The sequence below is a fragment of the Dyadobacter sp. CY312 genome (assembly GCF_021390535.1).
GTDB lineage: Bacteria > Bacteroidota > Bacteroidia > Cytophagales > Spirosomataceae > Dyadobacter.
The window spans coordinates 33,411-59,519 of the sequence record NZ_JAJUXG010000006.1 but is presented as its reverse complement, the minus strand read 5'-3'; the positions used below and the strand labels follow the sequence as shown (position 1 = coordinate 59,519).

The following is a 26,109-nucleotide window of genomic DNA, read 5'->3' as shown; positions in this document are numbered from 1 at the left end:
ACAGGACTATTCAGATTATTGACCAAAACAAATGTAATGATTGATTAACATCCAGCTATCAAAAAGCTGAAATCAACCAGACAGAATCACAATTTATTACACATCCTACAATAAACTGCCTGTTATTTATTATTTTCGCAGCATTATCATTTTACGGGTCAAACTTTACAAGGAATCATGTCCGATACAACTCATACAGCGCACAGTCACTCAGAGGAAACGCCAAAGAGGCTTTCAAGTGCAACTTACATCATAGCATTTATAGTATTGTTTTTGATACTTGCTGTTTTTGCTGATCTTTTCGTATTCATACTTGGAACAATTGGTCTGATCGTAACCTTTGCAGCTCTTTACAGCGAAACTAACGCGCACGGCGCTCATCACTAAGCGTCGCACACGTGTGTAACGATATAATAACTGGCCAGTTCATCAGGAATCAGCAAGCCCGCTGACAATATTCCAGCTGAACTGGCCATTTGCCATGTTTACCTGCCATTGTTCCTCTATTACGCAGGTATCTTCCATATCCCGATATTCGGCAGTCAGTTTTGCACCGTCAACATTAAGTTTTACAAATCCATTGTATCCCAACTGATGACGTTTCACAACTTTCCTGACACGCCGGTCGTAGAACATTATTTTTCGTATTTCCTCCTCGGAATGTGGCATTTTGATCTCAACCGGTAATCCTCCATGCCCAAGGCAACGCCCATAAGCTACGGGACCATTTCCATTTTGAGCTTTGTTATATACAACCAGACGGTGATCGTGTCCCCAAAACCATATGATTTCTCTTTCAGAATTTCCCAATAATTCTTGAATCTGTTCTCCTGGTTTGGCATACTGCTCCCTGAACGCAGATACATACGGATGATGACTCAAAAAGACGAGTCCACGTTTATCATCAGGATCGCCAAGACGAACTACATCACGCAGCCAATCCACTTGTTCCTTTTTAAGATGGCAGTCGGGAGGTGACAAGATTTCCAAAAACGGGCGACCAACCGAGGTATAACCCGTATCTAGTCCGATTATTCTCCAATAATCATTTTCAAGACAAAAAAAGCCAGCCTGCTGCGTCTTTCTCATTTCTCCGTCCTTCACATACATTGCAGGTAGCAGGTGCTGGAAAAATGCATCACCGTTCGAGTACATTTCATGATTTCCGGACAAAGCCAGGCTCCCCGACTCACCGTAATACCACGAAGCATAAGGCGCGGTAAAGTTCTCCTCAATTTCTTTTGGCGTGCCTACAAAGTAAATGTCTCCCAGATGAATGGAATAGTCCGGCGCATATTTTGCCACCAAATGTGCCACAGCATCCGATTCTGCGGTGTCACTTGCCCAATCAGAAAGTAAAGCTATGGAAATTCCCGCACGCGACGGAACGGAAGATTGCAGCCGATACACCCCGCTTTCGCCGTTGCGGGGATAAGCCTGATAGGCATGCCGTGGCCCGAACCGGCTTTTAAGATAATGCCACGCGAAACCTAAAAGATTTGTTTTAAAAAATTCGGAAATAACATTGGTTACCTCCGAGGTATTTTTAACATGTTCTTCGTAAAGTTCAAGCTGAGTTTTGGCATGGTTCTCGGCCTCACTATGCCCCAGGTCAAGATATTTCTCACTTCGCTTATCGGCAGAATCCTGCTTATCAGTCATTTAATTAACTTTTTTGTAACAAGAAAAAAATTTATTCCCGCAATACTGCCTCCTTTATTCTATTATTCAGATTTTCAGAACAGCTAAAAGGCAATCAGAACCTTAAACTAATTAAATACTCCCGTTATAGGTAATAAAAATACTTCCTCCTACCTTTCGTCCATAATCAGATTGTCAACCACCAAACAACTATCCAAATGAAAAAAATTTCACTAATCTGTCTGTTATGGCTCACCGCACAGACTGTGTTTGCGCAAGCGTCAAAAGAAAAACAAATTGCTGAATGGGAGCGTGCAAAAATCTATACCCGCGAATATCTGGATACCATGCCAGAAGACGGTTATGCTTTAAAACCCACTCCTGAAATGCGTTCTTTTGCAGAACAAATGGATCACTTAGCCGATGCCAATTTTGCTTTTGCTGCTTCTGCCTCAGGCAAAAAAAGTCCGTTGGAAGGCTCAGCTGAAAAAATGGCTGATCAATCAAAAGCAGCGGTTACAAAGGTGGTCATGGATAGCTACGACTTTACAATTGCAGCGATTAAAGACATGACAGATGCTGATTTCAAAAAAGACATCAAGCTATTTGGAATGGATATGAAAGCTGATACAGCATTCGAAAAATCATTTGAACACCAGACTCACCACCGTGGACAAACGACGGTTTATATCAGACTTAAAGGTGTAAAACCTCCGCAGGAAAAATTGTTCTGATAATAAAAATGCCCTCTTCAACGGAGGGCATTTTTATTACAGCAAGAAATAACTACGACTTTGCCTTGGGTTTTAAGTTGTAAAGCGACAATGCGAAAAAACTATATATCTTCATCGCAAAGGACGGCACAATAAAATCTCTGATTATCTCCTTGCGTTTCTCCTCCGAAGGATCTGCCAAAGACAAATATTTCAAGGCAAACTTCGCTCTGGGCCAGTAGCTATCACGGTATTGTTTTGAAAAAAGCAGCTTGTAATAATAAGTTGCGATATTTTTTTTCAGCTTCGCATCGTATCTATAATTAAACTCTTTATTGATGTTTGAATAGAGTTGAATCCTGTTGAAGAGGAAATCGGAGCTGTAATGGTTATCAGCAAAACTGGCGCCTCCACGATTTTTTCTATACACCGACATCACCTCATCTATATAACCAATAGGACCACGACTTGCCAACATAATATTTCTTGGAATATCTCCACTGGTCGACAAATTGGTCCATTCAGGATCAGGATTTTTCTCAAAATCGGCACGACGGAACATCAGACTAGACGTAGCAATAAAGCACAACTCATCCTCTCCAATCAGATCATCTACCGTAACTTCCGGCTTTTTTAACATATTCACCAGATGTGACGGAGCCGAATTATCGTCATAAATGGCCATTGCATTGTGGTAGCTTGCTGAATAATGCGGATTTGCATCCAGCATTTCAACCTGCTTTTGCAGCTTGTGCGGCGATGTCAGATAATCGTCCCCGTCAAACTGTGCAATGTATTCGCCTTTTGCATTTGCGAACGTATTCAGCGCATTGTATTTCCCGTTTAATCCAAGGTTTTTAGATTGCAGCAACAACCGGATTTTATCAGGAAACCTGCTTTGATATTCCTTTAATATACTTACTGTATTGTCCTTCGAACAATCGTCACCTACAATGATTTCGTAAGGAAATGTTGTTTCCTGCATCAGCAGTGAATCCAACATTTTGGGTACGAATTTTTCATGATTATAGGTAACAACGCAGACACTCACTTTCATCATAAACGCATATTTCATAAAACAAACTGCGACCATTGTAAACCTACAATGCAGCAGCCACTACTGTTATCCAAAGAGTTTATTCAACAAATACTCTCTCGGGATACTAACATGCAAAGTTACTTTAATTGTTTCTGATTCAACCAATCCTTTATAATCTTAACTTTGATGTTTTATTAACCGACAATTAACAGCACTATTTTGTTAGATATAACCAAACCTATGTTTCGCAGTCCGCACATATTTGCTGATTTCGGAAGCGTTACAGCAGCAGAAAGTACCAGACATGGCGGTGTGAGTGAAGCTCCTTATCACGCATTGAACCTGGGAGGATCCACCGCCGATGAACCGGATAAAGTCATTGAAAACAATCACCGTTTCTTCGCGGCATTGGATATTCCCTTTGAAAATGTTGCCAAATCGCATCAGGTTCACGGAACAGAGATCCTGAACGTTGTAAAACCTGGCCGATTTGAAGGATATGATGCACTGATTACCAGTATACCAAATATTCAGCTGGCGGTTACCGTTGCAGATTGCACCCCTGTTCTCGTATACGACCCGGTTACCAGAGCCGTTGCAGCCATTCATGCAGGATGGCGTGGAACTGCGCAGCAAATTGTTTACAAAACCATTCTTAAAATGCAGGAAACATTTGGCTCCGTTCCCGCGAATTGTGTTGCATACATAGGTACATGTATAGACGAATGCTCATTTGAAGTTGGTGAAGAAGTGGCAGCAAACTTCGAGTCTGCACACAAAAGATGGGACGACGATAAACAGAAATTTTTTGTTGATCTAAAAAAAGCGAATAAAGATCAATTGGTGAAAGTGGGGCTGCGGACCGAAAACATAGAGTTATCAGCATATTCCACAGTGCTCAATAATGAAGATTACTTTTCGTACCGTTTTGAAAAAGGTTTGACCGGACGAATGTTGGCAACCATTGGCTTCTCCGCAACTTAATTCCGCCGGTTGGCCACTACTACTTTGCACTTGTAATGCTGCTTTTGCCCGTTTATACTAAAAGTATCAATAACGATAAAGTAATATCCGGTACCGACAACCGCACCCTGGTCGTCGGTACCATCCCATTGCAAGGTTCCGCTTGTTCCCAGTAACTGGTTAACAATAAGATTTTTAACAGAACGTCCACCTGCATTAAATATTCGGATGGTGGCTAAATTACCGGCCATATTCTGCTGATAATGTAAGTTTGCAAAATCATCCACACCATCTCCGTCAGGAGAAAATGCCTCAGGTTCAATGTAAAATATAGGATTAGACGATTCATTTTTGATTTGAGAATTACTATAACCTGGCGTAGCATATCCCACAGTCGACGAAGCAGAATGCCAATTCGACGTTTCTCCGGATGGCATAGCAGAATCCATTCTTTCCAATGAAATGCCTTTGAAGACGGTTACCAAAGCGTGATGCATCTTTTCGTCATAAATCATTTTGTCAAATAACTGCTGTCCATTATTTCTCAAAACAGCTCCACCCTCCGTATTCGGAAATGATGGAAATGTATTCATCTGAAAAAATTGACGCTCGGTATCAGAAGGATATTGTTCTTGCAAAATTTCTACATCCGTCGTTAAAGCCAGATAACCATTCGGCGGCATAGTCACATTCAGCGCAGTTATGAGGGAAAAGGAACTGGTACCATCTGTCTTTACATTACCCAGCGACCAATCCTTGATGCTGATGTGTTTTGATGATCTGTTGTATAGTTCCACAAAATCCACTCCACCCTCAAATGGGTTAAAAAGAATTTCATTAATGACTACATCGCCTGAATCTGCAACGGCTGGCAACGCCAGAGCTCTTTCGGTTTCCCGCAATATGTTTCCGGAACAATCCGATATGTTTCTAACAGACAAACGATATTCCTGTCCTCCCAAAAGCGGCGCATCAAGGATCAGTTTTAACGTATGAAAATCCGGAAGTGTAAGCTCTCTTTTCAGAATCTTCCTCCCGGCCAATTCTATCAGCGCAGCTGAAACTGCATTAAGGCTGTCCATTTTTTTATCGAAAACCAATTGGATCTCTGCATTCCCGTACACATCAACTCGCTCCAAAACTGGCGGAATCACATCCGTTCCAGCTTCTCTGAAACTATTAATCCTGCCTGGCGTTCCGCCGCTTTCGTTCGCTGTAGTACGCCAGTTGGTTTTCTCAAGACAAGGTAAAGTCACATCCACCATTTCAAGCGAATAACCGCCATCCCTCTTATCGGTCTGCCACCATTTGTTTTGATAAGAGATGGCATATATCAGTTTGTTGCGGTTATTTTGCAGAGCAAGGAGCATTCCTTCATTGGTCAGCGAGAAGGAACTCAGACCAATTAAACTCCCCAAAGGAGCCAGGAGATCCATGCTATTTCGATGACATACAATAGTATACGAACCGGGGAGAATTACTGAATCGGGCAGAACAACCGACCGCGTTCCCATCGCCAACTTCCATCCTTTTAAAGATATGGTGCGGTTTGTGGTATTATAAAGTTCGATGTATTCAACATCGGGCAATCCTTTCGCCGGCGTCGGATCCGCCATAATTTCAGTTATTATAACCGAATGGTATTCTTGCGCGATAGTTTCATGTAAGGAAGACACAAAACTAAGAAGGATTAAAAAAAGCCACCTGATCATAACCGTAATTGATTTACACATCATATACGTAAATACAATTTGGTGGTAACACACTTCCAAAAACATAAAAAAATCGACTCCGTTTCCGAAGCCGATTTAATTATCTTGCTGGTAACTAATGCGATACTACTTCCCCTCCTCCACTTTGGCAGGTGCCGTTGCTGCAGGTTTTACCGCAGTTTTGACAGGAGCTTTTGCCGGTGCCTTAGCAACCACTGGTTTAGCCGGAGCTAACGGTTTTGCAGGAGTAGGGACCGGTGCCTTAGTGGTAGCAGCAGCAACCAAAGCAGTTAATTTGGCAGTTTTTTCAGATTTCTTACTTTTTTTATCCTTTTTGCCACCTTTTTTATCTTTTGATTTCTTTTCCAGTTTTTTAGCTTCCTTTTCTTTCGCCTTCAAAGCTTCCTTTTCAAACTTGGCTACTTTTTTGGCCAGTTTAGCTGCTGCTTTTTCAATCGATTTCTTGATGCCTTTCGAGCCTGCTACGACTGACTCAATTTTCACCGATATGGTTTGAGCAATCTCAGAGGACAACTTTTTTGTTGCGGATTTCATGATTTCTTTTTTAAGTTCAGTAATTGAATAAACGCCAGGCAAATAACCTTGAAATATCTGGTTACAAAGGGGAAATTACGTACTATTTATTCAACGCGCAATTACAGCTTATTATAAGCTAAAATCCAAATTTTCCATATTATTTTTCTGTTAAGTTTTTTCGCACAAATTCCCACAGGACAATCCCGGCAGAAACTGATACATTAAATGAATGCTTTGTGCCGAATTGAGGAATTTCAACACATCCATCCACTACCGCCATCACTTCATCCGATACACCTTCTACCTCATTGCCAAAAACAAAAGCATAAGGTGCTCCTGGCTCAAAGTTAAATTCCTGAAGCAAGGTACTTCCCTCGACCTGCTCAACTGCTAAAACTTTATAACCTTTACTTTGAAGATCCAAAACAGCCTCTGCCGCCACCGGCGCCTTTTCCCATGCAACCGATAATTCCGCACCAAGCGCACTTCTGGTGATCTCACGGTGAGGCGGCTGTTGCGTGTATCCTCCCAGGATAATCTTTTCGGCTCGTAGCGCATCTGCCGTCCGAAAAAAAGACCCGATGTTGTTCAGGCTACGTATATTATCAAGTACAATGATGTATGGAAACTTGTCTGACTGCTTAAATTCATCCACAGACAAACGATTCATTTCTTCAACAAGTAATTTTCTCATGCTTTAAGGCAATTAACCTAGGGTATAAAAAAATAACCCCATAAAATTACAGGGTTATCCATTATATTTCCACAAAGAGCAAAAGTGCTCTTATTTAATTTTAGTAATCAGTTCAACAATGTTTTTAACGCCCAGCTTTTCAAAAATGCGGGCCTTGTAAGTACTAACAGTTGAAAGCTGTAAATTTAGTTTTTCCGCGATTTTTGCAGTTCCCAAGCCTTCTTTAAGCAAGTTCATTACGTCTGTTTCTCTTGGAGACAAGCTCACAATAGGATCTGGCAAGAACTCCTTAGGATTGATCAGCCTGTTGATGTTCATCTGCTGCATATCTTCGCTCATGTACTTTTTGTTGTTGAGTACACTCAATACAGCAGCCTGGAATTCTTCTTCCGGTGCGTCTTTGGATAAATATCCATCCGCTCCCGCCTGTAGGTATAACAAACCGTAAAGCTGCTCGTCGTAACTCGAAAACATTAAAATTCTGGTTCCAGGCGACTTTGAGCGAATAGCCTCAACCATTTTGGTATTGTTACCGCCCGGTATGTTAATATCAAGAATTAAAAGATCATAAGGCTTTACCTCTAATTCTTTAATCAACTTATCAAAATCTTCAACATCAGTAATTGAGGAATCAGGAATCAGTGACTGGAGGAGGTGTTTAGTCCCAATTCTTACCACGGCGTGATCTTCGGCAATAAGTATGTGTTTCATGTATGGGTTTGATGCAAATAAATACAGAAATTGGTAATGATCAAAGTTAGAATAAACGATTAACCTTCATATGAAATAATCTTAAAAGAAAGGTACGGCATGTACTTTTAACATTGCTCTTTCCTTCGTTAATCCAAACTCTGTTAACGCAAAAATAACAATCGACAGTATATTTCAGCATAAAAAACATAAAATTAGTATTTATTACTTAACTATCTAATAAATTCAGCACCTAGTTTCTATAAAGCAATGTGAAGCTGATTAGTAATTGAAAAAACTCAAACACAATTCGTCACCGGTTCCACAGACATCAATTTGCTAAACGAGGCCCTTTATATGCCTGATTATGAATGCAGTAATTCTGATTTTTATACAACCATATCGGAATCTTACGATCCTGAAATCGTTTCAGACTTGGAAATATATTTATACCTGACACCATTACACGTTCAAACTCAGGCTGATCAAAAAGGTAAATTTTTTTTCCTATATAGTCAAAAAGAGAAGGGTAGTCCGCTAGCATTATTCCAATGCAGCAATGATGAAAAGAGCTGGTTTTCACCATCTCATGCTCCTTTTGGAAGTATCCAATTCTTCCCGGGCTGTATGCCGGATGAAATTAATTTCTTCCTCCATTGTATTGCCCGATATATCCGCGAACAAGGAGGTACAAGACTAACCATCCGACACTACCCAAATTGTTATCTTAAAACTACCGGGGATTTGGTTAATGATAGCTATTTATTCTATGGTTTTACAATAGCAGAAAAACTAATAAACCACTACATTCCTGTAAGCTCTAAAACTTTTGCAGATGTAATTCGCAATATGGAAAAACGCCGGCTTGCAAAGTGTGTGAATCAAAATTTCTCATCAGGATTGGATATAGAAACTACTGCTAAAAAAGCCTATGCGTTTCTTTCATTTTGCCGATCAAAAAAAGGCTATGGTATGTCATTGGATGAGGCACAGCTAACGGAACTTATTACGACATTCCCGAAAGAAATTCTCATTTTCAGTGTTAAACAAAATGGTCTAGTGATCGCTCTTTCTGTCACTGTTCGGGTTAACAAAAGAGTGCTGTACAATTTCCTTACCGACAGCCTGCCAGAATACAATGCTTTCAGTCCATCAGTCCTCTTATTACAATGTATTTACAACTATTGCCAGAAAGAGAAAATTGAGATACTTGACCTTGGCACCTCGCTGGACCATCACGGTTCAGAAAAAGCAGGATTGGTGCGATTTAAGGATAACATGGGTGGCGTAAGGAGTTGGAAGGTTACATACTCAAAAGATTTCTTCCGTATTTAACTAAATTTGGTTTTACTTTACAACAGTCATTAACAAGCTCACGATATCGGTTTGTACGATAATTACGATACCCTCTATTCATGAAATACTTTCTCCTTCTTTTACTTGGGCCTGTAAGCCTAAGTGCAAAATTCTCAAGTTAATCTGAACGATGGATTGATAGGCTGCTACCCCTTTTATGAACATGCCTTTGATTGGAGTGACAGTGACAACCATGGTACTGTACATGGTGCGAAACTAACCACCGATCGTTTTGGCTATGGGAACAATGCTTATGAATTCGATGGAATTGACGATTACATTGAAATTAGTCCAAAGGATCTGGAGCTGAATGTATTTAGCGACTCCGTATGGGTAAAACCAAAATCTTTACCTTCAAGTGGACAGCCAATGTTCATTTTTTCTGTTGGAAGCGAATATGGTGATCAGCATATTTTGCTCGGAAACAATTATACTCAAAGGCATACCGGATTTTCACATGGATCATATTTAAGAGTTGCACAAAATATCAATTGCACTCAATCGACATTTCCGGATGTTGATAAATGGTACCACCTTGTACTTGTTAAGAGTGAAGACAGTTATAGTTTTTTCATTGATGGCAAAGTGGTATGTTCAGATAAGGTTAATGGCGAAACAGCTTTTTATGGTACCGGAAATGTAAAGGCGATCATTGGGGCACGTAACAATTATGGACAAGCCACCAATGCAGTTATTGATGACTTGCATATATATGATCGGGTGTTATCGAACGTTGAAATTGATGCTTTGTACAAAGGACAGGCAACAGACCCTGTAATAATGACATTAAAGGCAGATAACGATACACCATGCGCAGGTACCACGCTAAACCTTACGGCTGGAATGAAAGGTGTCAGATCTGTATTTACCTGGAAGGTCAATGGAGTATTTATACCAACGACTATAACTGAAAATTTTTCTTATGACCTGCCAGCAAGCACGGAAGATTATGAACTGGAGGTTGAAGTAACTGGCTCAGTTCCGGGATGTTTTCCTATATCTCCACCTTTTTCAAAAAAATCTATTCTAGTTAAAAATTGCAGCACAACTCCCCCTGATGAAAAAGGTATTTTGAATGTCCCGTCTGCATTCTCCCCTAATCAGGATTTTGTGAATGATACCTGGGAGATTACAGGAAAGCATGGCTACGAGGAGTTATCCGTTTGGGTATATAACAGATGGGGAGAAGTTGTATTTTATTCAAAAGATTATACAAGTGCCTGGGATGGCAAATATAACGGTGAATTGGTACCATCAGGCGTATACACGTTCAGGATCCAATCACAAAATAACTTGGTAAAATCCGGTGAATTAAACATTTTTCGCTAGCAAGTCCCACAAGTGCATTCGGGTACATGATAATCAAATTATAGCTTGTTGGATTAAATGTTATAATTTTGGACCAAATACTCATTCCTTTGTTCTAATGAAGTTAAAGACAATCAATACAGTCCTCAACCATCCTTTAAATAGTGACCGAAAATTTAAGGCACTGTTCTCATTCCTGAAAAGAGGTGTAATGATTCGTCTTCATAAGCACCCGATGATCTATCCATTTATAGCAGATACCGCATTAGTTGTTGAGAAAGGTATGTCAAGTGCCGAACTGCAAATTTATACCGGTTTATACGATCACGTGGAGATGCTGTTTTTAATGCATTATCTCAGACCGGAAGATACTTTTGTTGACATAGGCGCCAACGTTGGCGTTTATTCCGTTTTGGCAGGAGGTGTAACAGGAGCGAAGTCGATATCCTTTGAACCGATTCCATCCACGTTCGCAAACCTGAAACGTAACATTGTTTATAACAATTTGCAGGATCGCACAGAGCTCTTTAACATGGGAGTTGGTGATAAGGAGGAAACGCTCGTGTTCTCCAACGCGCTCGATGCGATTAACCATGTAATAACCGATGGAAATTATTCAGGATCGGTAACGAACGTACCGGTCAATTCTCTGGATAACCTGATGAAAAACCGGACCCCCAATTTCCTTAAAATTGATGTTGAAGGATTTGAAGCCAACGTGATAAACGGTGCAACAGAAACACTCAATCGACCGGAGTTAAAAGTAATTATGATGGAAACCAATGGATTGTCAGACCAGTATGAGTTTGGTCAGAACTACATTCACGACAAATTGCTTGCAATTGGATTCAGACCATATAACTACAATCCTTATCAAAGAACAATAAGCCAGATTGAGAAACCAAATCCTGACAATACCATCTACATCAAAGATTCTGGATTTGTTCAGCAGAGACTAAAAACAGGCAAAAAAGTAAAATTGCGAGATCAGATGATCTAAGTGTTTCGATTACTTCACAAAACGCTGCCGCAGGCCATCAACGAGTTCATTTATCTCCACGGATACGTTCATCCTGATAATTGCCAGAGTGAAAAACACAGCAATAAAAGCAGAACGGATCGCGAGCGCACCCATGGCCGAAAAGATCGTGCGGGTGTAATCTGGCACCAATAAAGTGAGGCCGTATAACACGGACAGGATTACCAGCACTTTTAAACTTCCATAGGTAAAGGGCATGACATCAAATTTCAAATAAACGAAAGTCATCCTTGTTACCGAATATACAAGCGTAGTCAACACGGTGGCTATGGCGGCTCCCGTATATCCGTAAAGCGGAATCAGCCACAAATTGAAGCCTACTCCCATAATAGCTGTGCTGATGATGAAGAGCGTAGCCCACCTGAAATATTTGGAGTACATAATAATCTCAGAATTGAGACCAGTTGCAATGTCAAATACCTTCACAATCGCCAGGAACAGAACCACATATTTCCCCTGTCCATAAGTTTCTCCTTTTGGAATCAGATAAAAAATATCGTCAATACTTGCCCAGATCAGCAGGAAAAAGAATCCACCTGCAATGAGCTGATTTAATGCTGATTTTTGATTCATGGTACGAATGTGATCGTGATCATTACGTACCAGTGCATTTGCCAGAAGCGGAATGGAGATCTGCGCGATGGCTTTGCGTGGAATCTCAATAATGGATGCAATACTTGCTGCAATGATAAAAATACCTGTGCTTACAAGCCCCTGCTCACCAGCCAGCATCGATTTGTCGATAAACAAAACCAGATTCACACCAATTCCACCCAGGATCGTAAAACCTCCGTATGCCAGCATTTGTTTCAGCAAAGCGTTGGTAAGAAAACCCCGGCTGGGCATCCGCAGATATAGTTTACCTAGTTGTTTGATATAAGCAAAAAGCAATACCACAGCAAAACCGTAGGTCGCAATCAGCAAATACCAAAGTACGTCAAAGCTAATCCATCCAAATCCAAAAAGAAGTATGAGAAATACGTTGGCCAGCCTCAGGTAAACCTCCCGTATAAAACTCGGTACAGCAATTCTTGCATTATTCCGGCAATATGCTTCGAGCACAGTGATGTAAATCCAGAATGCTGTGAGCGGAATTACTAAAAAATGGTATTTGAGAATCATCGGCGACTGATCCGCGAAATACGCCTTAATTTCAGGTGTAAAAAACAGATACAGTCCGGTAAAAAGCAGAACGCCAATAAATGGCAGGAACAGCAAAAAACCTAAAATTCCGCGATGCTGTTCTTCATCATCACGAAAAAGCGCAAAAAATTTATCTACGATAAATGGAGTTCCAAGATGTGCAAATGCAGAAAAAAGCAGGCTGTTCTCAAACAACAATCTGGAAAGAGCGAGTTGCTCCACAGACAGGAATTTGGTAGACACAAACATTTGATTCACAACACCAATCCCCACTCCAATGTAGGAACCCAGCCCGGCCTTCAGACTTTGACGAACAACTATTCCCACTATAAAATGTTATTTAGCATATTTTTTCAGAAGAATCTCAGCGATCCGCTCAGCTGCATGTCCGTCCCATAGAGGAGGTGTTTGTCCCTGTTTTGATTTTCCTGAAAGAATCTCGATGACTAGCTCCTGAACTGATTCGGGATTGAGATCACTTAAAAGATAGTTGGTGCCCAGCTCAACCGTAACCGGACGTTCTGTACTGGCTCTGAACGTAATACAAGGCACTTTAAGGTAAGTTGTTTCTTCCTGAATACCACCGGAATCGGTAATGATAAGTTGCGCATTCTCCATTAAATAGAGAAACTCAAGATACCCCTGCGGCTCCATCAGCGTCACATTCTGAATTGCTTTTAACTCTTCCAGCAATCCGTTCGTTTCCATATTTTTGAGTGTTCGAGGATGAACCGGGAACAAAACCTTCGTACGAGAAGCGGTATCTTTTATTATAGCCAGAATATTTTTAAGGCCTTCGGCAACATCCACATTACTTGGACGGTGCATCGTCACAAGCACGTATTTTTTCGATTCAAGTCCAAGTCCGTCCAGCAAATTCAACGTCGATGCTTTTTCACGGTAATATACCAGCGAATCGATCATCACATTCCCAACAAAATGGACCTTGTCGTCGGGAATGCTTTCCTTTTTGAGGTTTACCATTCCTGCGTTTTCCGTAACAAAAAGGTCGTCAGAGATCCCGTCTGTCATGATCCGGTTAATTTCCTCAGGCATCCGGCGGTCTCCGCTTCTGAGCCCGGCTTCAACATGAACAACAGGAACATGTTCTTTCACTGCTACCATCGCACAGGCTATGGTAGAGTTCACATCTCCCACCACCAATACCACATCAGGTGTTTCGGCAAGCATCACCTGCTCAAACTCGATCATGATCCTGGCCGTTTGCTGTGTATGTGATCCCCCTCCTACACCTAAAAAGTAGTCAGGTTTTGGAAGTTCCAGCTGGTTGAAAAACACATCCGACATTTTCGCGTCGTAATGCTGCCCCGTGTGAATGATCTTGGACTCAATTTCGGCATGTTTAGAAAACGCCCTGTGCAAAGGAGCCACTTTCATGAAATTAGGACGAGCACCTACAATACTTAAAATTTTCATTTTCAGATAGCGGATATCATAGAAATTAATGTTTCATAACATATTGAAATGCAACATCATATTCCCGGAGAACACTGTGAATATTAACTTCTTTCTTAATTATCGCCAACGAATTGGCTCCAAATTGCTTTATTTTTTCAGGATTGTTAAGCAGCTTTCCAATAGCCGCATCCATACTTCCCTGATCGCCATTGGTGAAATAATAACCATTGTAACCTTCTCTCACCAATCGTTTTTCGGTACCATCGGCAACGGAACAGACAACAGGTTTGGCAAAACACATGGCATCATTGATAGACAAACCGCCCATTCCGCCTAACACATAAACAGACGATGCGTGCAGGTAACGACCCAGCGTCAGCGATTCGTAAACACCACCTACAAACAGCACCCGATCCGAAACACCCAATTCCACAGCCAGTTTTTTCAAAGCTTCCTCTTCCGGGCCAAAACCGATTACTACCAATTCAATATCGGGCAGCGAAGATGCCAGATTTTTCACGCAGTGAATAAGCATATCCACCCTTTTCCACTTCACCAGACGACCAACATGAATGATTCTTTGGCGACCAGGAGGCAGGATTTCGGGTTGCTGCAAGACCTCTTCGTAAGTAGCAAGTAGTTCGTCTGTATCAGGGGAGTTGGCTGCTATAAAGATCTTGTCTTTTGGCACGCCATAGCTTCCTGTAATATTCCTGGCTTCATCGAAATAGTTGATATGCGCATCTGCAAGAGGCAAATAAATTTTGCGCAAGCAGGTTATGATAAAAAAGTAGAGATAGCCCTTCCAGTTTTTATCGTCGTTGCCGAGATCCTCGGTTATGTTTTGTCCTGAATAGTAGTATTCTTTGCTTTTCCCCCAATAAGAAATATTAAAAGGAATATCCCTGCAAATCAGCTTTCCGCCAACACTTTTGAGTTTAGAATAGAAAAAGGGATTGAGCACCAATTGCAAAAAATATGGCCATGCCGACATCACGATAATGTCCGGATTGATTTCTTTTAAGGTAGGGATCAGATCTTTAAAAAACGGTTTACCATACCAGGTTGTATATTCGGGCAGCTCCACCAATCTGAATTTCATAGCCGAATCTCCTTCTTTTACCCCAGACCCTACCGCTTTGCTTTTCTGACTTGGTTTGATCAGAATAAGATCGGTTCCGTATTCCGAAACCATTTTGTTCAGAATCAAGGTAAAATAGTGCGGCAGCCCCGCCATAACAAAACAAACACGCATGCGCCAGATCAAATTGGATACTTGCTGCAAAAGTACACAAACCAAAGTAATTTTAAGGTCGGCTTCAATCTTTGCCCTATCTTCGCCCCGAAATTAAATGCATAATCCAATTTCATGTACTGGCTGCGCTATTTGCTCAAAGAACCATTTCAGGCGTTACGTACTTCGCGTGACAGAGAATTCATCAAACTGCTTCTAAAATATGGTAATGCCAAACGGCACAACCGTACGCATGTCAGCTTCGGAAAATACCAGCTTGAAGTGCCGGACGTGATGTCATTTTTATGGCAGTACAAAGAGATTTATGCTGATGAATTTTACTTTTTCAAGTCCGACAATCCATCTCCTATTATTCTGGACTGCGGCGCCAACGTTGGCATGAGTGTTCTGTATTTCAAAGAATTGTACCCCAATGCAAAAATAAGCGCTTTTGAAGCCGAGCCGGAAATCATACAGATACTACGTTCTAACCTGATACGAAATAAAGTCGAAGGTGTGGAAATTATCCCAAAGGCAGTTTGGAAAGATACGGAGGGAATCTGGTTTGGTAGTGAGTCGGCCGATTCATCCTCCATTTATTCCAAGGCTGAAAAGAAACTTATCCCTTCCATCAGGTTAAAAGAATATCTTGAAAAAGAAAATTCGATTGACTTCCTGAAAATGGATATTGAAGGTGCAGAAATTGAAGTTCTGGAAGATTGTAAAAATTCGCTTGGCAATGTTAAAAACCTCTTCGTTGAGTTCCATTCCTATATAGGCAATACGCAGGGATTGGCAGATGTGATCCGTGTTTTTGAAGAAAACGGTTTCCGCTATTTTATTGATACCAATCAGCATAGGTTACGCCCTTTTGTAAACCACAAATATCGCGGCAATGAGGTGATGGATTTGCAGCTGAATATCTTTGGGTGGAGAGAGTAGCATGTTAAGGTTCACGCAAAGCAGGGAAGAAAAAAAGCAAAGACCGCTAAGATTAATTTCTCTTTGCACTCTTTGCCCTACCTTATTTTGCTTTGCGTGAAACTTAGATTCACTTCAAAATCGGAAGCAAGACTAATTTCGGATCAAAATAGCAAGAGCTTCCAATCAAAGGGTCTGGATATGTTGTGTTGCTAAAAACAATATAACATTGCTTACCTGCATAAAACACGCCAATTGCGATCAGCAGAACTCTACCTCGAATAAGGGTTTACCGGAAAAACATGTATTTGGAAGCCATCGCTCCTCATTGCTTCTATGACCTTTTCGGAAGGCATCTTTTTGAAAATTACGGCACACAATACCTGTGAAGGCATTAGAGAGCATTTGGTCAGAAAGTTATGCCACGACAGTTTTCTCTTAATTTTTTTAAAGGCTGGTGAAGAATCGTCTGCTTTCTCCTTGGCTATGTCCGGTTTCCAATAGTTATTATTAATACCCTTAAAAGCAACCATTGGAAGCCCGATTCCGTTTGCGAGCTTGTCTATCTCTCTTTCTGATAATTTGAATACATAGTTACCCACCTCTTCAAATGAATAACGGTTTTTCCAATATTTTTGTAACAGGGAAGTATCAAAGCGATCGAAGATGTTTCTCATGGCCAGAAGTAACGGCATCTTGGAAATAGGATCGTGTGGCTCAACCAAAATTACTGCATCTTTGGCCACTCTCAGCATTTCGTAAACTGCCATGTATGGACGGGGAAAATGATGATATGCCTCTTTTACGAAGACGTAATCGAAAGTATTATCGGCAAAGGTCAGGTTTTCTGCATTTTCAATAGCATATTTTTCAAAAAGCCCCTGACTTTGGGAGAGAGGCAGAAAGGTACCAGCAATGTCGGAGGCTGTAACATCCTGCCCTTTTCTGAAAAAGAAATTAGCATCGAAACCATATCCATCCCCAACTGTTAGCCAGTTCTTTTTTTCATTCACAAACGGATTTGCGAAGGCAAGTAACCTATTGTGTATCCAGTTGTTGATGGTATTATTATCCTGATCGTATTTCCAGTCTGTAATCGCTTTTTCCTGAGCTTCTTTTGTAGCATATTGAACTTCATACCACCCAGAATGCGCCTCGTGACTTTTTTTCTCTGTAGACATTGTTTTTCTATTCACCGAAATTTGGGTAAATATACTTTTTCTGATCAAAAATAAGGTTAATGCCACAGCTCTTTAATTCTGTGAGTGAAGGTCTCACGCAAAGTAGGAAAGACAAAAGGCAAAGACCGCTAAGTTAATTTTCTCTTTGCGTTCTTTGCCCTACCTTATTTCGCTTCGCGTGAAACCTTGAAACTTAAAACCTTACAACCTCGAATCAACTGATTCTTTCGGCAACGTCGACTTCAAATCGAAGATCACAGACTTTTCATTTGTAAAATCTGATATAACCAATTGCTGAAAAGACTGATGGGATACGGCTAAAATGACCGCTTCATATTTATCAGTAGGCTTGTCAACCAGAGCAATATCATATTCTTCAACAACCTGTTCCGCAGATGCCCACGGATCGTAAACGTCCACCTGCATACCGAAATCTTTCAGCTCCTTATACACATCCACAACACGTGTATTCCTGATATCAGGGCAATTCTCCTTGAAAGTAATACCCAATATCAGCACACGACTTCCTTCGACCCTGTGTCCTTTTTTGATTAACAGTTTAACCAGTTTATTCGCTACAAAAACACCCATCATGTCATTCACCCGGCGACCGGAAAGTATAACTTGTGGATAGTACCCGAGTGATTCGGCTTTATATGCCAGATAATACGGATCCACACCGATACAGTGGCCTCCTACCAGTCCAGGTTTGTATTTCAGGAAATTCCATTTGGTTCCGGCAGCTTCCAACACTTCGGTTGTATCGATTCCCATCCGGTCAAAAATGAGCGCGAGTTCATTAACGAAGGAAATATTCACATCGCGCTGTGCATTTTCAATGGCTTTGGAAGCCTCGGCTACCTTAATGCTGGAAGCAAGATATGTTCCGGCTTCAATAATAGATCCATATAATGCATCAACCAGCGTTGCCACCGCCGGATTGGACCCAGAAGTTACCTTTTTGATCTTGGTAAGAGTATTGACTTTGTCTCCCGGGTTAATCCGTTCTGGAGAATAGCCGCAAAAGAAATCGACGTTGTATTTTAACCCACTGGCTTTTTCAAGCACCGGAACACAGTCTTCCTCTGTACAGCCAGGGTAAACCGTCGACTCATATATCACGATGTCACCTTTTTTCAACACGCTCCCTACCGTCTGGCTGGCTTTCAAAAGCGGACCTAAATCAGGCTTTTTATAATTATCTATCGGTGTTGGTACAGTAACGATGTACGTATTGTATGCCCTTAATGAATCAGTATCACCAGAGAAAGCAAGATCCTGAACACGCTGAAAATCCTGTTCTGAAATTTCCTGAGTACGATCATAACCTGCTTTTAATTCCTCAATCCTTTCACGGTTAATATCAAAACCCAGGACAGGGTATTTACGGCTAAATTCCACCGCCAGGGGTAATCCAACGTAACCAAGACCTATGATTGCAATCTTACTTGCAGCAACTTCTGACAACATGTATCGTAATTTTTATAACAAAGTATAAAACTATACATATTAATCTTGAACAGGAAATTTTGCAGGAATCTGAATTGAATCATGCAACTCAATGTTTATAGTTTCTGTAAAACCGGGAGACGGTATTCTATTTTGTTCCTATGAAGTATGAAGGAATAAATTACTTTTCCTGAATAAAAATGAATAAACGCCAGAACTCTTTAATTTTGCCGTCGTAAGTCGATGCGTGAATGAAATTCATTTTTGCTCTTCATTCAGGATTCAACAAAAAATATGATTCTTCATCTCAGTACGTTTCATTTGGAAGGAGGAGCCGGAGTTGCGGCAACGCGACTGCATCGTGCCCTGCTTCGTTCCGGTGAAGATTCATGGATGTTGATTCCGGAAGTAAGTAATCAAGAAGAAAATGTAAAGGCACTGGCAACTTCCAAGTGGGATTCAAGAGTCGCTTTTTTCAGATTTGTATCCGAACGGCTTCATTTTCTCCCTTACGAAAAAGATAGCAGCATACGTTTTGCATTTTCACCGGCCGCTGCCGGAGCCGACATCAGCAAACATCCATTGGTTCAGAAAGCGGACATTATCCATCTTCACTGGATCAACTTTGGTTTTTTGTCGATCGTCTCTCTTGAAAAATTATTTTCTCTTGGCAAACCCATCGTATGGACTTTGCATGATATGTGGGCGTTTACCGGAGGCTGTCATTACAGTCGGGGCTGCGATAATTATTTAAGCCATTGTCAGTACTGTCCCTATCTTGCCAAACCGGGTCAGTACGACATCTCTTTTTCACAATTTGAAGAAAAGGCTGCTTTGTATAAAAACACCAATATGGTATTGGTTTCGCCCAGCAACTGGCTTACCGAACTGACGAGAAAGGCTGCCCTTACTCAAAATATCCCGGCACTTAATATACCAAACTGCATTGACACCAACCTGTTTCAGCCTTTAAACAAGGCCGAGATCAGAAATGAACTTGGCTTGCCCGTTGATAAAAAGCTGATTCTTTTTGCCGGTGCCAATACGCAGGATCCAAGAAAAGGTTTTCTCTACTTCAAAGAAGCCCTGGAAAATTACGCCCAACAGCACGATGATGCGGAAGTACTCATTTTCGGAAAGGCAACCGGTAACAGTTTCGATTCATTCCCTACACCGGTGCATTATCTTGGAAAAATATCGGAACCGCAACAAATGGTGAAAGTTTACAATGCAGCGGACATGATCGTGGTGCCTTCGCTGGAAGACAACCTGCCCAATACAATTATGGAAGCGATGGCTTGCGGCACACCGGCAGTTGGATTTGCTACCGGCGGCATTCCCGAAATGATCAACCACCAAGTGAATGGCTATGTTGCAGAACTTAAATCGTCCGAATCACTTTCTGAGGGAATAAGTTGGGTGATCAGAGAAAACTTTTTAGGAAAAATTTCAGAATCGGCACGCAAAAAAGTGATGGATAGTTATTCCGAAAAAGTGGTAACAACCCAATATAGCAAGCTGTATGAGATTTTGCTGAAAAATAAAACGGAAGTATAATGTCATTAATTACCATCGTCACGATCACCTATAATGCTGAGAAATTTCTCGGCAGAACACTTCATAGTGTTCAGGATGCTTTGCGTGGCGTGGATTCTGGTTTAATAGAATATCTGATCATTGATGGCGGCTCCAAAGACGAAACACTTGCAATAGCTGACCAGTACAGCTTTATAACCCAAACGGTATCTGAGCGGGATCACGGCCTTTACGATGCCATGAACAAAGGACTCAACCTTGCCACCGGAAAGTATATCTGGTTTTTAAATGCCGGTGATGAAGTGTATGACCCGCGCGTCCTGACCCAACTGATAGAAAATATCACGAGCGATGCTGACATCTATTACAGCGACGCCATGTTTGTGCTGGAAAACGGTGCCGAAGTGGGATTAAGAAGCAAATTCACGCCACATCAATTGCCTCAAAATTTAAAATGGCAGGATTTCGCAACAGGTATGAGGGTATGCCATCAGTCATTTATTGCAAAAAAAAGCATCGCTCCTCAGTACGACATCACCAACCTGAGTGCAGATATTGACTGGGAAATCAGCTGCATTAAAAATGCCGGTCGCACCCAACTGCTGAATTTCATTCTTTGTAAATATCTACTCGGCGGAACTTCCGTTCAGAATCACCGACGCTCCCTACTCGACCGTTTCTCAGTTCTCCGAAAACATTTCGGTTTGATCCCAACTATAATCAATCACCTCTTCATTTTTTGGCGCGGATTCTGGTTTGCAAGAAAGAATGGAAAGTATTGGTAGGTTATGCAATCGATTGGATATAGCAAGGATAAATAACTTGCCTCAGGGACGAAGTAACATTTTCAATCTTTCGCAATCAAATCCAAACAAAAAAATACACAATTCACAAAGAATAGCAACAATCATCTTGTTGTTAAAGCAATTACTATATATTTGTTTTACAATTTAACCATAACACCAAATCAAATATTTATGAAAAAAAATCTTCTATTAATTCTGTTTATTACTTTAAGCATATGCTGGTCAAGTTATGGACAGAGTATAATTATCACCGGAAAGGTATCATCATCGGAAGATGAATCCCTATTGGCTGGCGCAACTGTACAGGAAAAAGGATCAAGCAACGGAACACAAACAGATTCTGAGGGCAAGTATTCTATTCAAGTAAGTTCATCTACATCAATATTAATATTCAGCTTTGTAGGGACAGTATCAAAGGAAATCGCGGTTGCGAACCAAAGCGTTATTGACGTACAATTAGCCAGCGACACACGTAGTTTGGATGAAGTGGTGGTTACGGGTTTTGGCTCTCAGATCAAGCGGGATTTAACTGGAAACATTGCCCAGGTAAAAGGCACGGAAATCCAAAATATGCCTGTTGCAAGTGTTGATGCGGCACTTCAGGGAAGAGCAGCAGGCGTTTATGTCAATAGCGGAAGCGGAAAGCTAGGTCAGGCAATCAATGTAAGGGTACGAGGAAATTCTTCTATAAGTGCAAGTAGTCAGCCACTATATGTAGTCGACGGAATGCCCATCACAACATCCGACCAAAGCAATAATGGAGGTGCAACAAATCCTATTGCTGACATTAATTCGAATGATATCGAATCTATCGAAATCCTTAAAGACGCATCAGCAGGTGCAATTTACGGTTCAAGAGCTGCAAATGGTGTTGTATTGATCACTACAAAAAGAGGTAAGGCTGGCAAAACCAATGTTAGTGTAAATTACCAAATGGGTGTTTCCGAGGCAAAAAGGCGGGTCGACTTTTTAAATGCGGATGAATATGTAAAGTTCTATAGCCAGGCTACTGCAACACGCGATCGCATAGACAACGATCCCGATGATCCTAACTACTGGTCAAACTATATGTTGGGAGAAGGTGGTTTTTTGGAATACTACAGCATGGGAACCTACAACACCCCTCAACAACGGGACTACAATTGGCAAGATCAGGCATTCCAAAAGGGTCCAATGCAACAGCTTGATTTACAACTGAACGGAGGGACCGACAAGACCAAATTCTTTTTGTCAGGACAATATTTAGGCCAAAAAGGAATTCTGGTAGGTAATAAGCTGAATCGTATTTCAACACGAATGAATCTGGATCACCAAGCTTATAAATGGCTGCAAATTGGTGTTTCCATGGGGCTTGCAAGAACTGTAAACCATAGGCTTCCAGGAGACAATGCATTCTCAAATCCTCTGCAAATGGCAGCTCTTACCCCGCTTACTCCATTTACAGATTCGGAAACAGGCCTGGTTACCGGAACCCCTCCTGGAGATACCGGTCTGCCATTGTACTTCAATCCAATGATATCAATTAACTATGCCAGTTTCGTTGCAACCTCTTTTCGAAATCTAACCAATGCATACGGCCAGATCAGTTTCACTCCTGAACTGAAATTCAGGAGTGAATTAGGGATAGATCTTTTGAATCAAAATGAGGAAGGCTATTATCAAAGTCAAAACGTTAGAAACGTAAGTGCTGCAAGTAATGGACTTGGTAACAATTATGGCACATTTGTAACAAACTACAATACAAATAACTTTTTTTCATACGACAAAACGTTAGGGCTGCATGGGATTAGCGGGGTATTAGGAATGTCTTATCAAGAGTCCCAGTCCAAATTCAGCTTTACAGAAGGAACCCAATTCCCATCTGATTCCTATAAAAAAATAGCAAGTGCGGCCACAAAATCAGGAGGAAGTTCAAGCGAAACCAACTATCGCTTTCTTTCGTACTTTTTACGCCTTAACTACAAATTCTCCGACAAATATTTACTATCAGCAAGTGCACGGGTTGACGGCTCTTCTCGTTTTGGAGCTAATTCACGTTATGGATTCTTCCCCTCTGTATCAGCGGGATGGGTACTTACTGAGGAAAACTTCCTCAAAAATAGCAATGCTGTGAGTTTCCTGAAATTAAGAGCCAGCTATGGCAAAACAGGCAACTCGGAAATAGGTGATTTTCCGCAACTCGGATTGTTTTCTGGGGACGCAGGATATGCGGGAGCGGCAGGTCAGCGTCCATCTCAGATAGGCAATCCTGATCTTCGCTGGGAAACTACTACTCAGGCAGACTTCGGTGTTGATTTCGGTCTATTCAACAACCGTATCAATGGGGAAATTGATTACTACGAAAAATTTACAAGCGGACTCCTCTTTGAGGTCAATGTTCCTGCTACATCAGGTTTTTCAACCAAAGTCAGTAACATTGGCAAGCTTCAAAATAAAGGTTTCGAATTTGTGTTGAATACGCAAAATACTGTGGGAAGCTTCAAATGGAATACTTCCTTCAATATTGCAACCAATAAAAACGAGGTTACTGATATTCAGGGACAAATTATAGAAGGCGGTTTGAGAAATATGAGCCGTGTGATGGAAGGACAGCCAGTTGGCGTTTTCTATACAGTTGAATATGCGGGTGTAGATGAGAATAATGGAGATGCACTTTTTTATAAAAACAGTACTAACGCAGATGGTACCCTTGACAGATCAACTGTAACAAATAGTGGTTATAACTCTGCGCAGCGCGTAGTGGCAGGAAATCCTAACCCAAAAGTACTTGGAGGTATCACAAACACTTTTGCGTACAAAGGTTTCGATTTGAATATATTCTTTAATGGAGTTGCCGGTAACAAAATCAACTTCTATGGAGTTGGCCAGTATTCATCAGCTAATGGAATTTACGAAGACAACCAAACTTCTGATCAGCTCAATGCGTGGACTCCTCAAAACAAAAAAACTGATGTTCCTGAAGCTCGTTTTTATAGAAGTAATGGAAATCAGGCATCTACAAGATACATCTATGACGGATCCTATCTACGTCTACGATCATTGACATTAGGATACAACCTGCCTGCTAAATTGCTTGGACGTATGAAAATGGACCGTATAAGACTTTACGTATCTGCAATGAATCTCGCAACCTTCACCAAGTATAAAGGATGGGATCCAGAAGTAAATACCGATGATATGAGCGAGAAAGATTTAAAATTTGCCTTGGGAACTGACTTTTACACAGCCCCTCAACCACGTACAATTTTGGTTGGTATTAATGTTGGTTTTTGATTAAAAAGCACCACTTCGACTAGAAAAATCATGAAAAAGAATATGAGAATATACGCTATTTTACTTACATCATTTCTGTTTGCTACAAGTAGCTGCAACAATCGGCTTGACGTTAACCCTACCCAAAGTATTGATGAGAATGATGCGTTAAGTACATCCAAAGACGTGGAAGTTACACTCATTGGATGTTACGACGGATTACAGGATGAAGATGTTTATGGAGGAGGGTTTCAGGTTGCCGCCGAATTATTAGGCAATAACGGAGAACTAGGCTTTGGTGGGACTTTTCAAAATTTGCTGGAAATGTTCAACAAAGAAATGACCACTGTCAATGTATCTGCTCTCACTACCTGGCGTGACTCTTATGTCGCTATCAATAGGTGTAATAATGTCTTGTCCGCATTAGAGATCGTTGATGAGTCAAAACGTGAACGAATTGAGGGCGAAGCAAGATTTATTCGTGGATCTATTTATTTTGATCTCGTAAGATTGTACGCCAAAACATGGGGTGATGGCAATAATGCTTCAAATCTAGGTGTACCCTTAGTATTGACACCTACGCGGGGCGTAAGCGATGAAGATAAAATTGCAAGAAATTCAGTTGCAGAAGTTTATGCACAAGTTCTAGAAGATCTCAACGCTGCAAAAGAGTTATTACCAGAAACTAACACTTTTTATGCTACGAAATATGCTGCGCTTGCTCAGTTATCCAGGGTATATTTGATGCAAGGAGAATATGTAAAAGCTAATGAAGCAGTAAATGAAGTGATTGATTCGAAATCATATAGCATTATAAAACCTTTTAGTTCGCTTTTTTACACGTTTCTAAGAAATGGTGGTGCCAACCCGCAAGAGTACATTTTCTCTATGATTGTGACTCAACAGGACGGAGTTAATGACCTGAATACTTATTTCGGTGAAACTATTGACGAGATTACGGGAACTTCCGGTCGAGGTGATATCAGAGTACTTCCTAGACATTTAAACTTATATGAAGATGCTGATACACGTGGAGATTTCTTCCTGAGCACAAACAATGTCTATACCCAAAAACACCTGGATACTTACGGCAACGTTCTCCAATTCCGCTTGGCTGAAATGTACCTTACACGTGCTGAATGCAATTTCAGATTAGGAACTACTACCGGAGCAACACCAGTTCAGGACATTAATGTAATACGCAGCCGAGCAGGGCTGCCAGCTGCTACAACCGTTACGCTCGCATCAATACAGAAAGAGCGTCATCTGGAATTAGCTTTTGAAGGTCATACGCTGCATGACGCAAGACGTAATAAAGAGAACATAGGCTCACTTCCCTATAATTCTCCAAAACTTATCATTCCTATTCCTCAGAGGGAGATTGATGCCAATAACAAACTTGTTCAGAACGAAGGATACAACTAAGACTATATTAGCCGATAACAAAAAACACGCTTCGAAGGGAGCGTGTTTTTT

The 26,109-nt window shown here is 41.1% G+C and carries 22 protein-coding genes; 11 read left to right on the top strand and 11 right to left on the bottom strand.

The window, feature by feature from the left end; genetic code table 11:
- The first annotated feature begins 177 nt into the window (after positions 1-177).
- On the top strand, positions 178-387 hold the full coding sequence (locus tag LZG71_RS09360; RefSeq protein ID WP_233819474.1) for a hypothetical protein: 210 nt from the start codon (positions 178-180) through the stop codon (positions 385-387).
- 42 nt (positions 388-429) lie between these two features.
- Here the strand turns inward: LZG71_RS09360 and LZG71_RS09355 are convergent, their stop codons facing one another.
- Positions 430-1,662 (bottom strand): metallophosphoesterase, encoded by a 1,233-nt coding sequence (locus LZG71_RS09355; protein ID WP_233819472.1) that lies wholly within the window; start codon positions 1,660-1,662, stop codon positions 430-432.
- A 197-nt stretch (positions 1,663-1,859) separates the two neighbouring features.
- On the opposite strand from LZG71_RS09355, the gene LZG71_RS09350 reads away from it, so the two are divergent.
- Positions 1,860-2,375, top strand: a complete 516-nt coding sequence (locus tag LZG71_RS09350; RefSeq protein ID WP_233819462.1) for a DinB family protein — start codon at positions 1,860-1,862, stop codon at positions 2,373-2,375.
- A 52-nt stretch (positions 2,376-2,427) separates the two neighbouring features.
- Here the strand turns inward: LZG71_RS09350 and LZG71_RS09345 are convergent, their stop codons facing one another.
- Positions 2,428-3,411 carry a glycosyltransferase family 2 protein gene (locus LZG71_RS09345; protein ID WP_310587752.1) on the bottom strand — a complete coding sequence of 328 codons (984 nt, stop codon included), beginning with the start codon at positions 3,409-3,411 and terminating at the stop codon, positions 2,428-2,430.
- Positions 3,412-3,633: 222 nt separating this feature from the next.
- Between LZG71_RS09345 and pgeF the strand changes: the two genes are divergently transcribed.
- Positions 3,634-4,377 (top strand): peptidoglycan editing factor PgeF, encoded by a 744-nt coding sequence (gene pgeF / locus LZG71_RS09340; protein WP_233819444.1) that lies wholly within the window; start codon positions 3,634-3,636, stop codon positions 4,375-4,377.
- On the opposite strand, the gene LZG71_RS09335 is transcribed toward pgeF, so the two are convergent.
- The 4 genes from LZG71_RS09335 to LZG71_RS09320 form a co-directional block, all read right to left on the bottom strand.
- Complete coding sequence (locus LZG71_RS09335; RefSeq protein WP_255712865.1) at positions 4,374-6,068, bottom strand: lamin tail domain-containing protein; 1,695 nt, start codon at positions 6,066-6,068, stop codon at positions 4,374-4,376. The two genes, pgeF and LZG71_RS09335, sit on opposite strands and share 4 nt — an antisense overlap.
- Before the next feature lie 126 nt (positions 6,069-6,194).
- Positions 6,195-6,623 (bottom strand): histone H1/H5 family protein, HCT subfamily, encoded by a 429-nt coding sequence (locus LZG71_RS09330; RefSeq protein WP_233819424.1) that lies wholly within the window; start codon positions 6,621-6,623, stop codon positions 6,195-6,197.
- 139 nt (positions 6,624-6,762) lie between these two features.
- Positions 6,763-7,299 (bottom strand): TrmH family RNA methyltransferase, encoded by a 537-nt coding sequence (locus LZG71_RS09325; protein WP_233819416.1) that lies wholly within the window; start codon positions 7,297-7,299, stop codon positions 6,763-6,765.
- Positions 7,300-7,389: 90 nt separating this feature from the next.
- A complete protein-coding gene (locus LZG71_RS09320; RefSeq protein ID WP_233819412.1) occupies positions 7,390-8,010 on the bottom strand; it encodes a response regulator transcription factor in 621 nt (206 codons plus the stop codon).
- Positions 8,011-8,346: 336 nt separating this feature from the next.
- Here LZG71_RS09320 and LZG71_RS09315 point away from each other — a divergent pair, with 336 nt between their 5' ends.
- From LZG71_RS09315 to LZG71_RS09305, 3 genes are all read left to right on the top strand, one after another.
- Positions 8,347-9,324, top strand: a complete 978-nt coding sequence (locus tag LZG71_RS09315) for a hypothetical protein (RefSeq protein WP_233819405.1) — start codon at positions 8,347-8,349, stop codon at positions 9,322-9,324.
- 123 nt (positions 9,325-9,447) lie between these two features.
- Positions 9,448-10,674, top strand: a complete 1,227-nt coding sequence (locus LZG71_RS09310; RefSeq protein ID WP_233819404.1) for a LamG-like jellyroll fold domain-containing protein — start codon at positions 9,448-9,450, stop codon at positions 10,672-10,674.
- A 97-nt stretch (positions 10,675-10,771) separates the two neighbouring features.
- Positions 10,772-11,653: an FkbM family methyltransferase gene (locus LZG71_RS09305; RefSeq protein ID WP_233819402.1), complete on the top strand. Its 882-nt coding sequence runs from the start codon at positions 10,772-10,774 to the stop codon at positions 11,651-11,653.
- Positions 11,654-11,662: 9 nt separating this feature from the next.
- Here the strand turns inward: LZG71_RS09305 and LZG71_RS09300 are convergent, their stop codons facing one another.
- The 3 genes from LZG71_RS09300 to LZG71_RS09290 are packed head-to-tail and all read right to left on the bottom strand — an operon-like array spanning position 11,663 to position 15,509.
- Positions 11,663-13,162 carry a lipopolysaccharide biosynthesis protein gene (locus LZG71_RS09300; protein WP_233819384.1) on the bottom strand — a complete coding sequence of 500 codons (1,500 nt, stop codon included), beginning with the start codon at positions 13,160-13,162 and terminating at the stop codon, positions 11,663-11,665.
- 9 nt (positions 13,163-13,171) lie between these two features.
- Positions 13,172-14,272 carry a non-hydrolyzing UDP-N-acetylglucosamine 2-epimerase gene (gene wecB / locus LZG71_RS09295; protein ID WP_233819375.1) on the bottom strand — a complete coding sequence of 367 codons (1,101 nt, stop codon included), beginning with the start codon at positions 14,270-14,272 and terminating at the stop codon, positions 13,172-13,174.
- A 25-nt stretch (positions 14,273-14,297) separates the two neighbouring features.
- Positions 14,298-15,509: a glycosyltransferase family 4 protein gene (locus LZG71_RS09290; RefSeq protein ID WP_233819373.1), complete on the bottom strand. Its 1,212-nt coding sequence runs from the start codon at positions 15,507-15,509 to the stop codon at positions 14,298-14,300.
- A 114-nt stretch (positions 15,510-15,623) separates the two neighbouring features.
- Between LZG71_RS09290 and LZG71_RS09285 the strand changes: the two genes are divergently transcribed.
- Complete coding sequence (locus tag LZG71_RS09285; RefSeq protein WP_233819371.1) at positions 15,624-16,430, top strand: FkbM family methyltransferase; 807 nt, start codon at positions 15,624-15,626, stop codon at positions 16,428-16,430.
- A 251-nt stretch (positions 16,431-16,681) separates the two neighbouring features.
- Here the strand turns inward: LZG71_RS09285 and LZG71_RS09280 are convergent, their stop codons facing one another.
- The gene (locus LZG71_RS09280) at positions 16,682-17,590 is read right to left on the bottom strand and encodes a class I SAM-dependent methyltransferase (RefSeq protein ID WP_233819360.1); all 909 of its coding nucleotides are present in this window, start codon (positions 17,588-17,590) and stop codon (positions 16,682-16,684) included.
- Positions 17,591-17,791: 201 nt separating this feature from the next.
- On the bottom strand, positions 17,792-19,060 hold the full coding sequence (locus LZG71_RS09275) for a nucleotide sugar dehydrogenase (RefSeq protein ID WP_233819358.1): 1,269 nt from the start codon (positions 19,058-19,060) through the stop codon (positions 17,792-17,794).
- A 273-nt stretch (positions 19,061-19,333) separates the two neighbouring features.
- Between LZG71_RS09275 and LZG71_RS09270 the strand changes: the two genes are divergently transcribed.
- The 4 genes from LZG71_RS09270 (at position 19,334) to LZG71_RS09255 (ending at position 26,058) form a co-directional block, all read left to right on the top strand.
- The gene (locus LZG71_RS09270) at positions 19,334-20,596 is read left to right on the top strand and encodes a glycosyltransferase family 4 protein (protein WP_233819348.1); all 1,263 of its coding nucleotides are present in this window, start codon (positions 19,334-19,336) and stop codon (positions 20,594-20,596) included.
- Entirely contained in the window at positions 20,596-21,360 is a 765-nt protein-coding gene (locus tag LZG71_RS09265; RefSeq protein WP_233819346.1) for a glycosyltransferase, read from the top strand. The genes LZG71_RS09270 and LZG71_RS09265 overlap by 1 nt, the downstream gene beginning before the upstream one ends.
- A 192-nt stretch (positions 21,361-21,552) precedes the next feature.
- Entirely contained in the window at positions 21,553-24,654 is a 3,102-nt protein-coding gene (locus LZG71_RS09260; RefSeq protein ID WP_233819344.1) for a TonB-dependent receptor, read from the top strand.
- Positions 24,655-24,684: 30 nt separating this feature from the next.
- Complete coding sequence (locus tag LZG71_RS09255; protein ID WP_233819322.1) at positions 24,685-26,058, top strand: RagB/SusD family nutrient uptake outer membrane protein; 1,374 nt, start codon at positions 24,685-24,687, stop codon at positions 26,056-26,058.
- The last annotated feature ends 51 nt before the right edge of the window (positions 26,059-26,109 follow it).

Coding starts and splice junctions, on each gene's coding strand:
- LZG71_RS09350 (WP_233819462.1), top strand. CDS start 1,860: ATGAAAAAAATTTCACTAATCTGTCTGTTATGGCTCACCGCACAGACT.
- LZG71_RS09320 (WP_233819412.1), bottom strand. CDS start 8,010: ATGAAACACATACTTATTGCCGAAGATCACGCCGTGGTAAGAATTGGG.
- LZG71_RS09270 (WP_233819348.1), top strand. CDS start 19,334: ATGATTCTTCATCTCAGTACGTTTCATTTGGAAGGAGGAGCCGGAGTT.
- LZG71_RS09285 (WP_233819371.1), top strand. CDS start 15,624: ATGTACTGGCTGCGCTATTTGCTCAAAGAACCATTTCAGGCGTTACGT.
- LZG71_RS09315 (WP_233819405.1), top strand. CDS start 8,347: ATGCCTGATTATGAATGCAGTAATTCTGATTTTTATACAACCATATCG.
- LZG71_RS09255 (WP_233819322.1), top strand. CDS start 24,685: ATGAAAAAGAATATGAGAATATACGCTATTTTACTTACATCATTTCTG.
- wecB (WP_233819375.1), bottom strand. CDS start 14,272: ATGAAAATTTTAAGTATTGTAGGTGCTCGTCCTAATTTCATGAAAGTG.
- LZG71_RS09265 (WP_233819346.1), top strand. CDS start 20,596: ATGTCATTAATTACCATCGTCACGATCACCTATAATGCTGAGAAATTT.
- LZG71_RS09260 (WP_233819344.1), top strand. CDS start 21,553: ATGAAAAAAAATCTTCTATTAATTCTGTTTATTACTTTAAGCATATGC.
- LZG71_RS09355 (WP_233819472.1), bottom strand. CDS start 1,662: ATGACTGATAAGCAGGATTCTGCCGATAAGCGAAGTGAGAAATATCTT.
- LZG71_RS09275 (WP_233819358.1), bottom strand. CDS start 19,060: ATGTTGTCAGAAGTTGCTGCAAGTAAGATTGCAATCATAGGTCTTGGT.
- LZG71_RS09330 (WP_233819424.1), bottom strand. CDS start 6,623: ATGAAATCCGCAACAAAAAAGTTGTCCTCTGAGATTGCTCAAACCATA.
- LZG71_RS09325 (WP_233819416.1), bottom strand. CDS start 7,299: ATGAGAAAATTACTTGTTGAAGAAATGAATCGTTTGTCTGTGGATGAA.
- LZG71_RS09345 (WP_310587752.1), bottom strand. CDS start 3,411: ATGAAAGTGAGTGTCTGCGTTGTTACCTATAATCATGAAAAATTCGTA.
- pgeF (WP_233819444.1), top strand. CDS start 3,634: ATGTTTCGCAGTCCGCACATATTTGCTGATTTCGGAAGCGTTACAGCA.
- LZG71_RS09335 (WP_255712865.1), bottom strand. CDS start 6,068: ATGATCAGGTGGCTTTTTTTAATCCTTCTTAGTTTTGTGTCTTCCTTA.
- LZG71_RS09360 (WP_233819474.1), top strand. CDS start 178: ATGTCCGATACAACTCATACAGCGCACAGTCACTCAGAGGAAACGCCA.
- LZG71_RS09280 (WP_233819360.1), bottom strand. CDS start 17,590: ATGTCTACAGAGAAAAAAAGTCACGAGGCGCATTCTGGGTGGTATGAA.
- LZG71_RS09290 (WP_233819373.1), bottom strand. CDS start 15,509: ATGCGTGTTTGTTTTGTTATGGCGGGGCTGCCGCACTATTTTACCTTG.
- LZG71_RS09305 (WP_233819402.1), top strand. CDS start 10,772: ATGAAGTTAAAGACAATCAATACAGTCCTCAACCATCCTTTAAATAGT.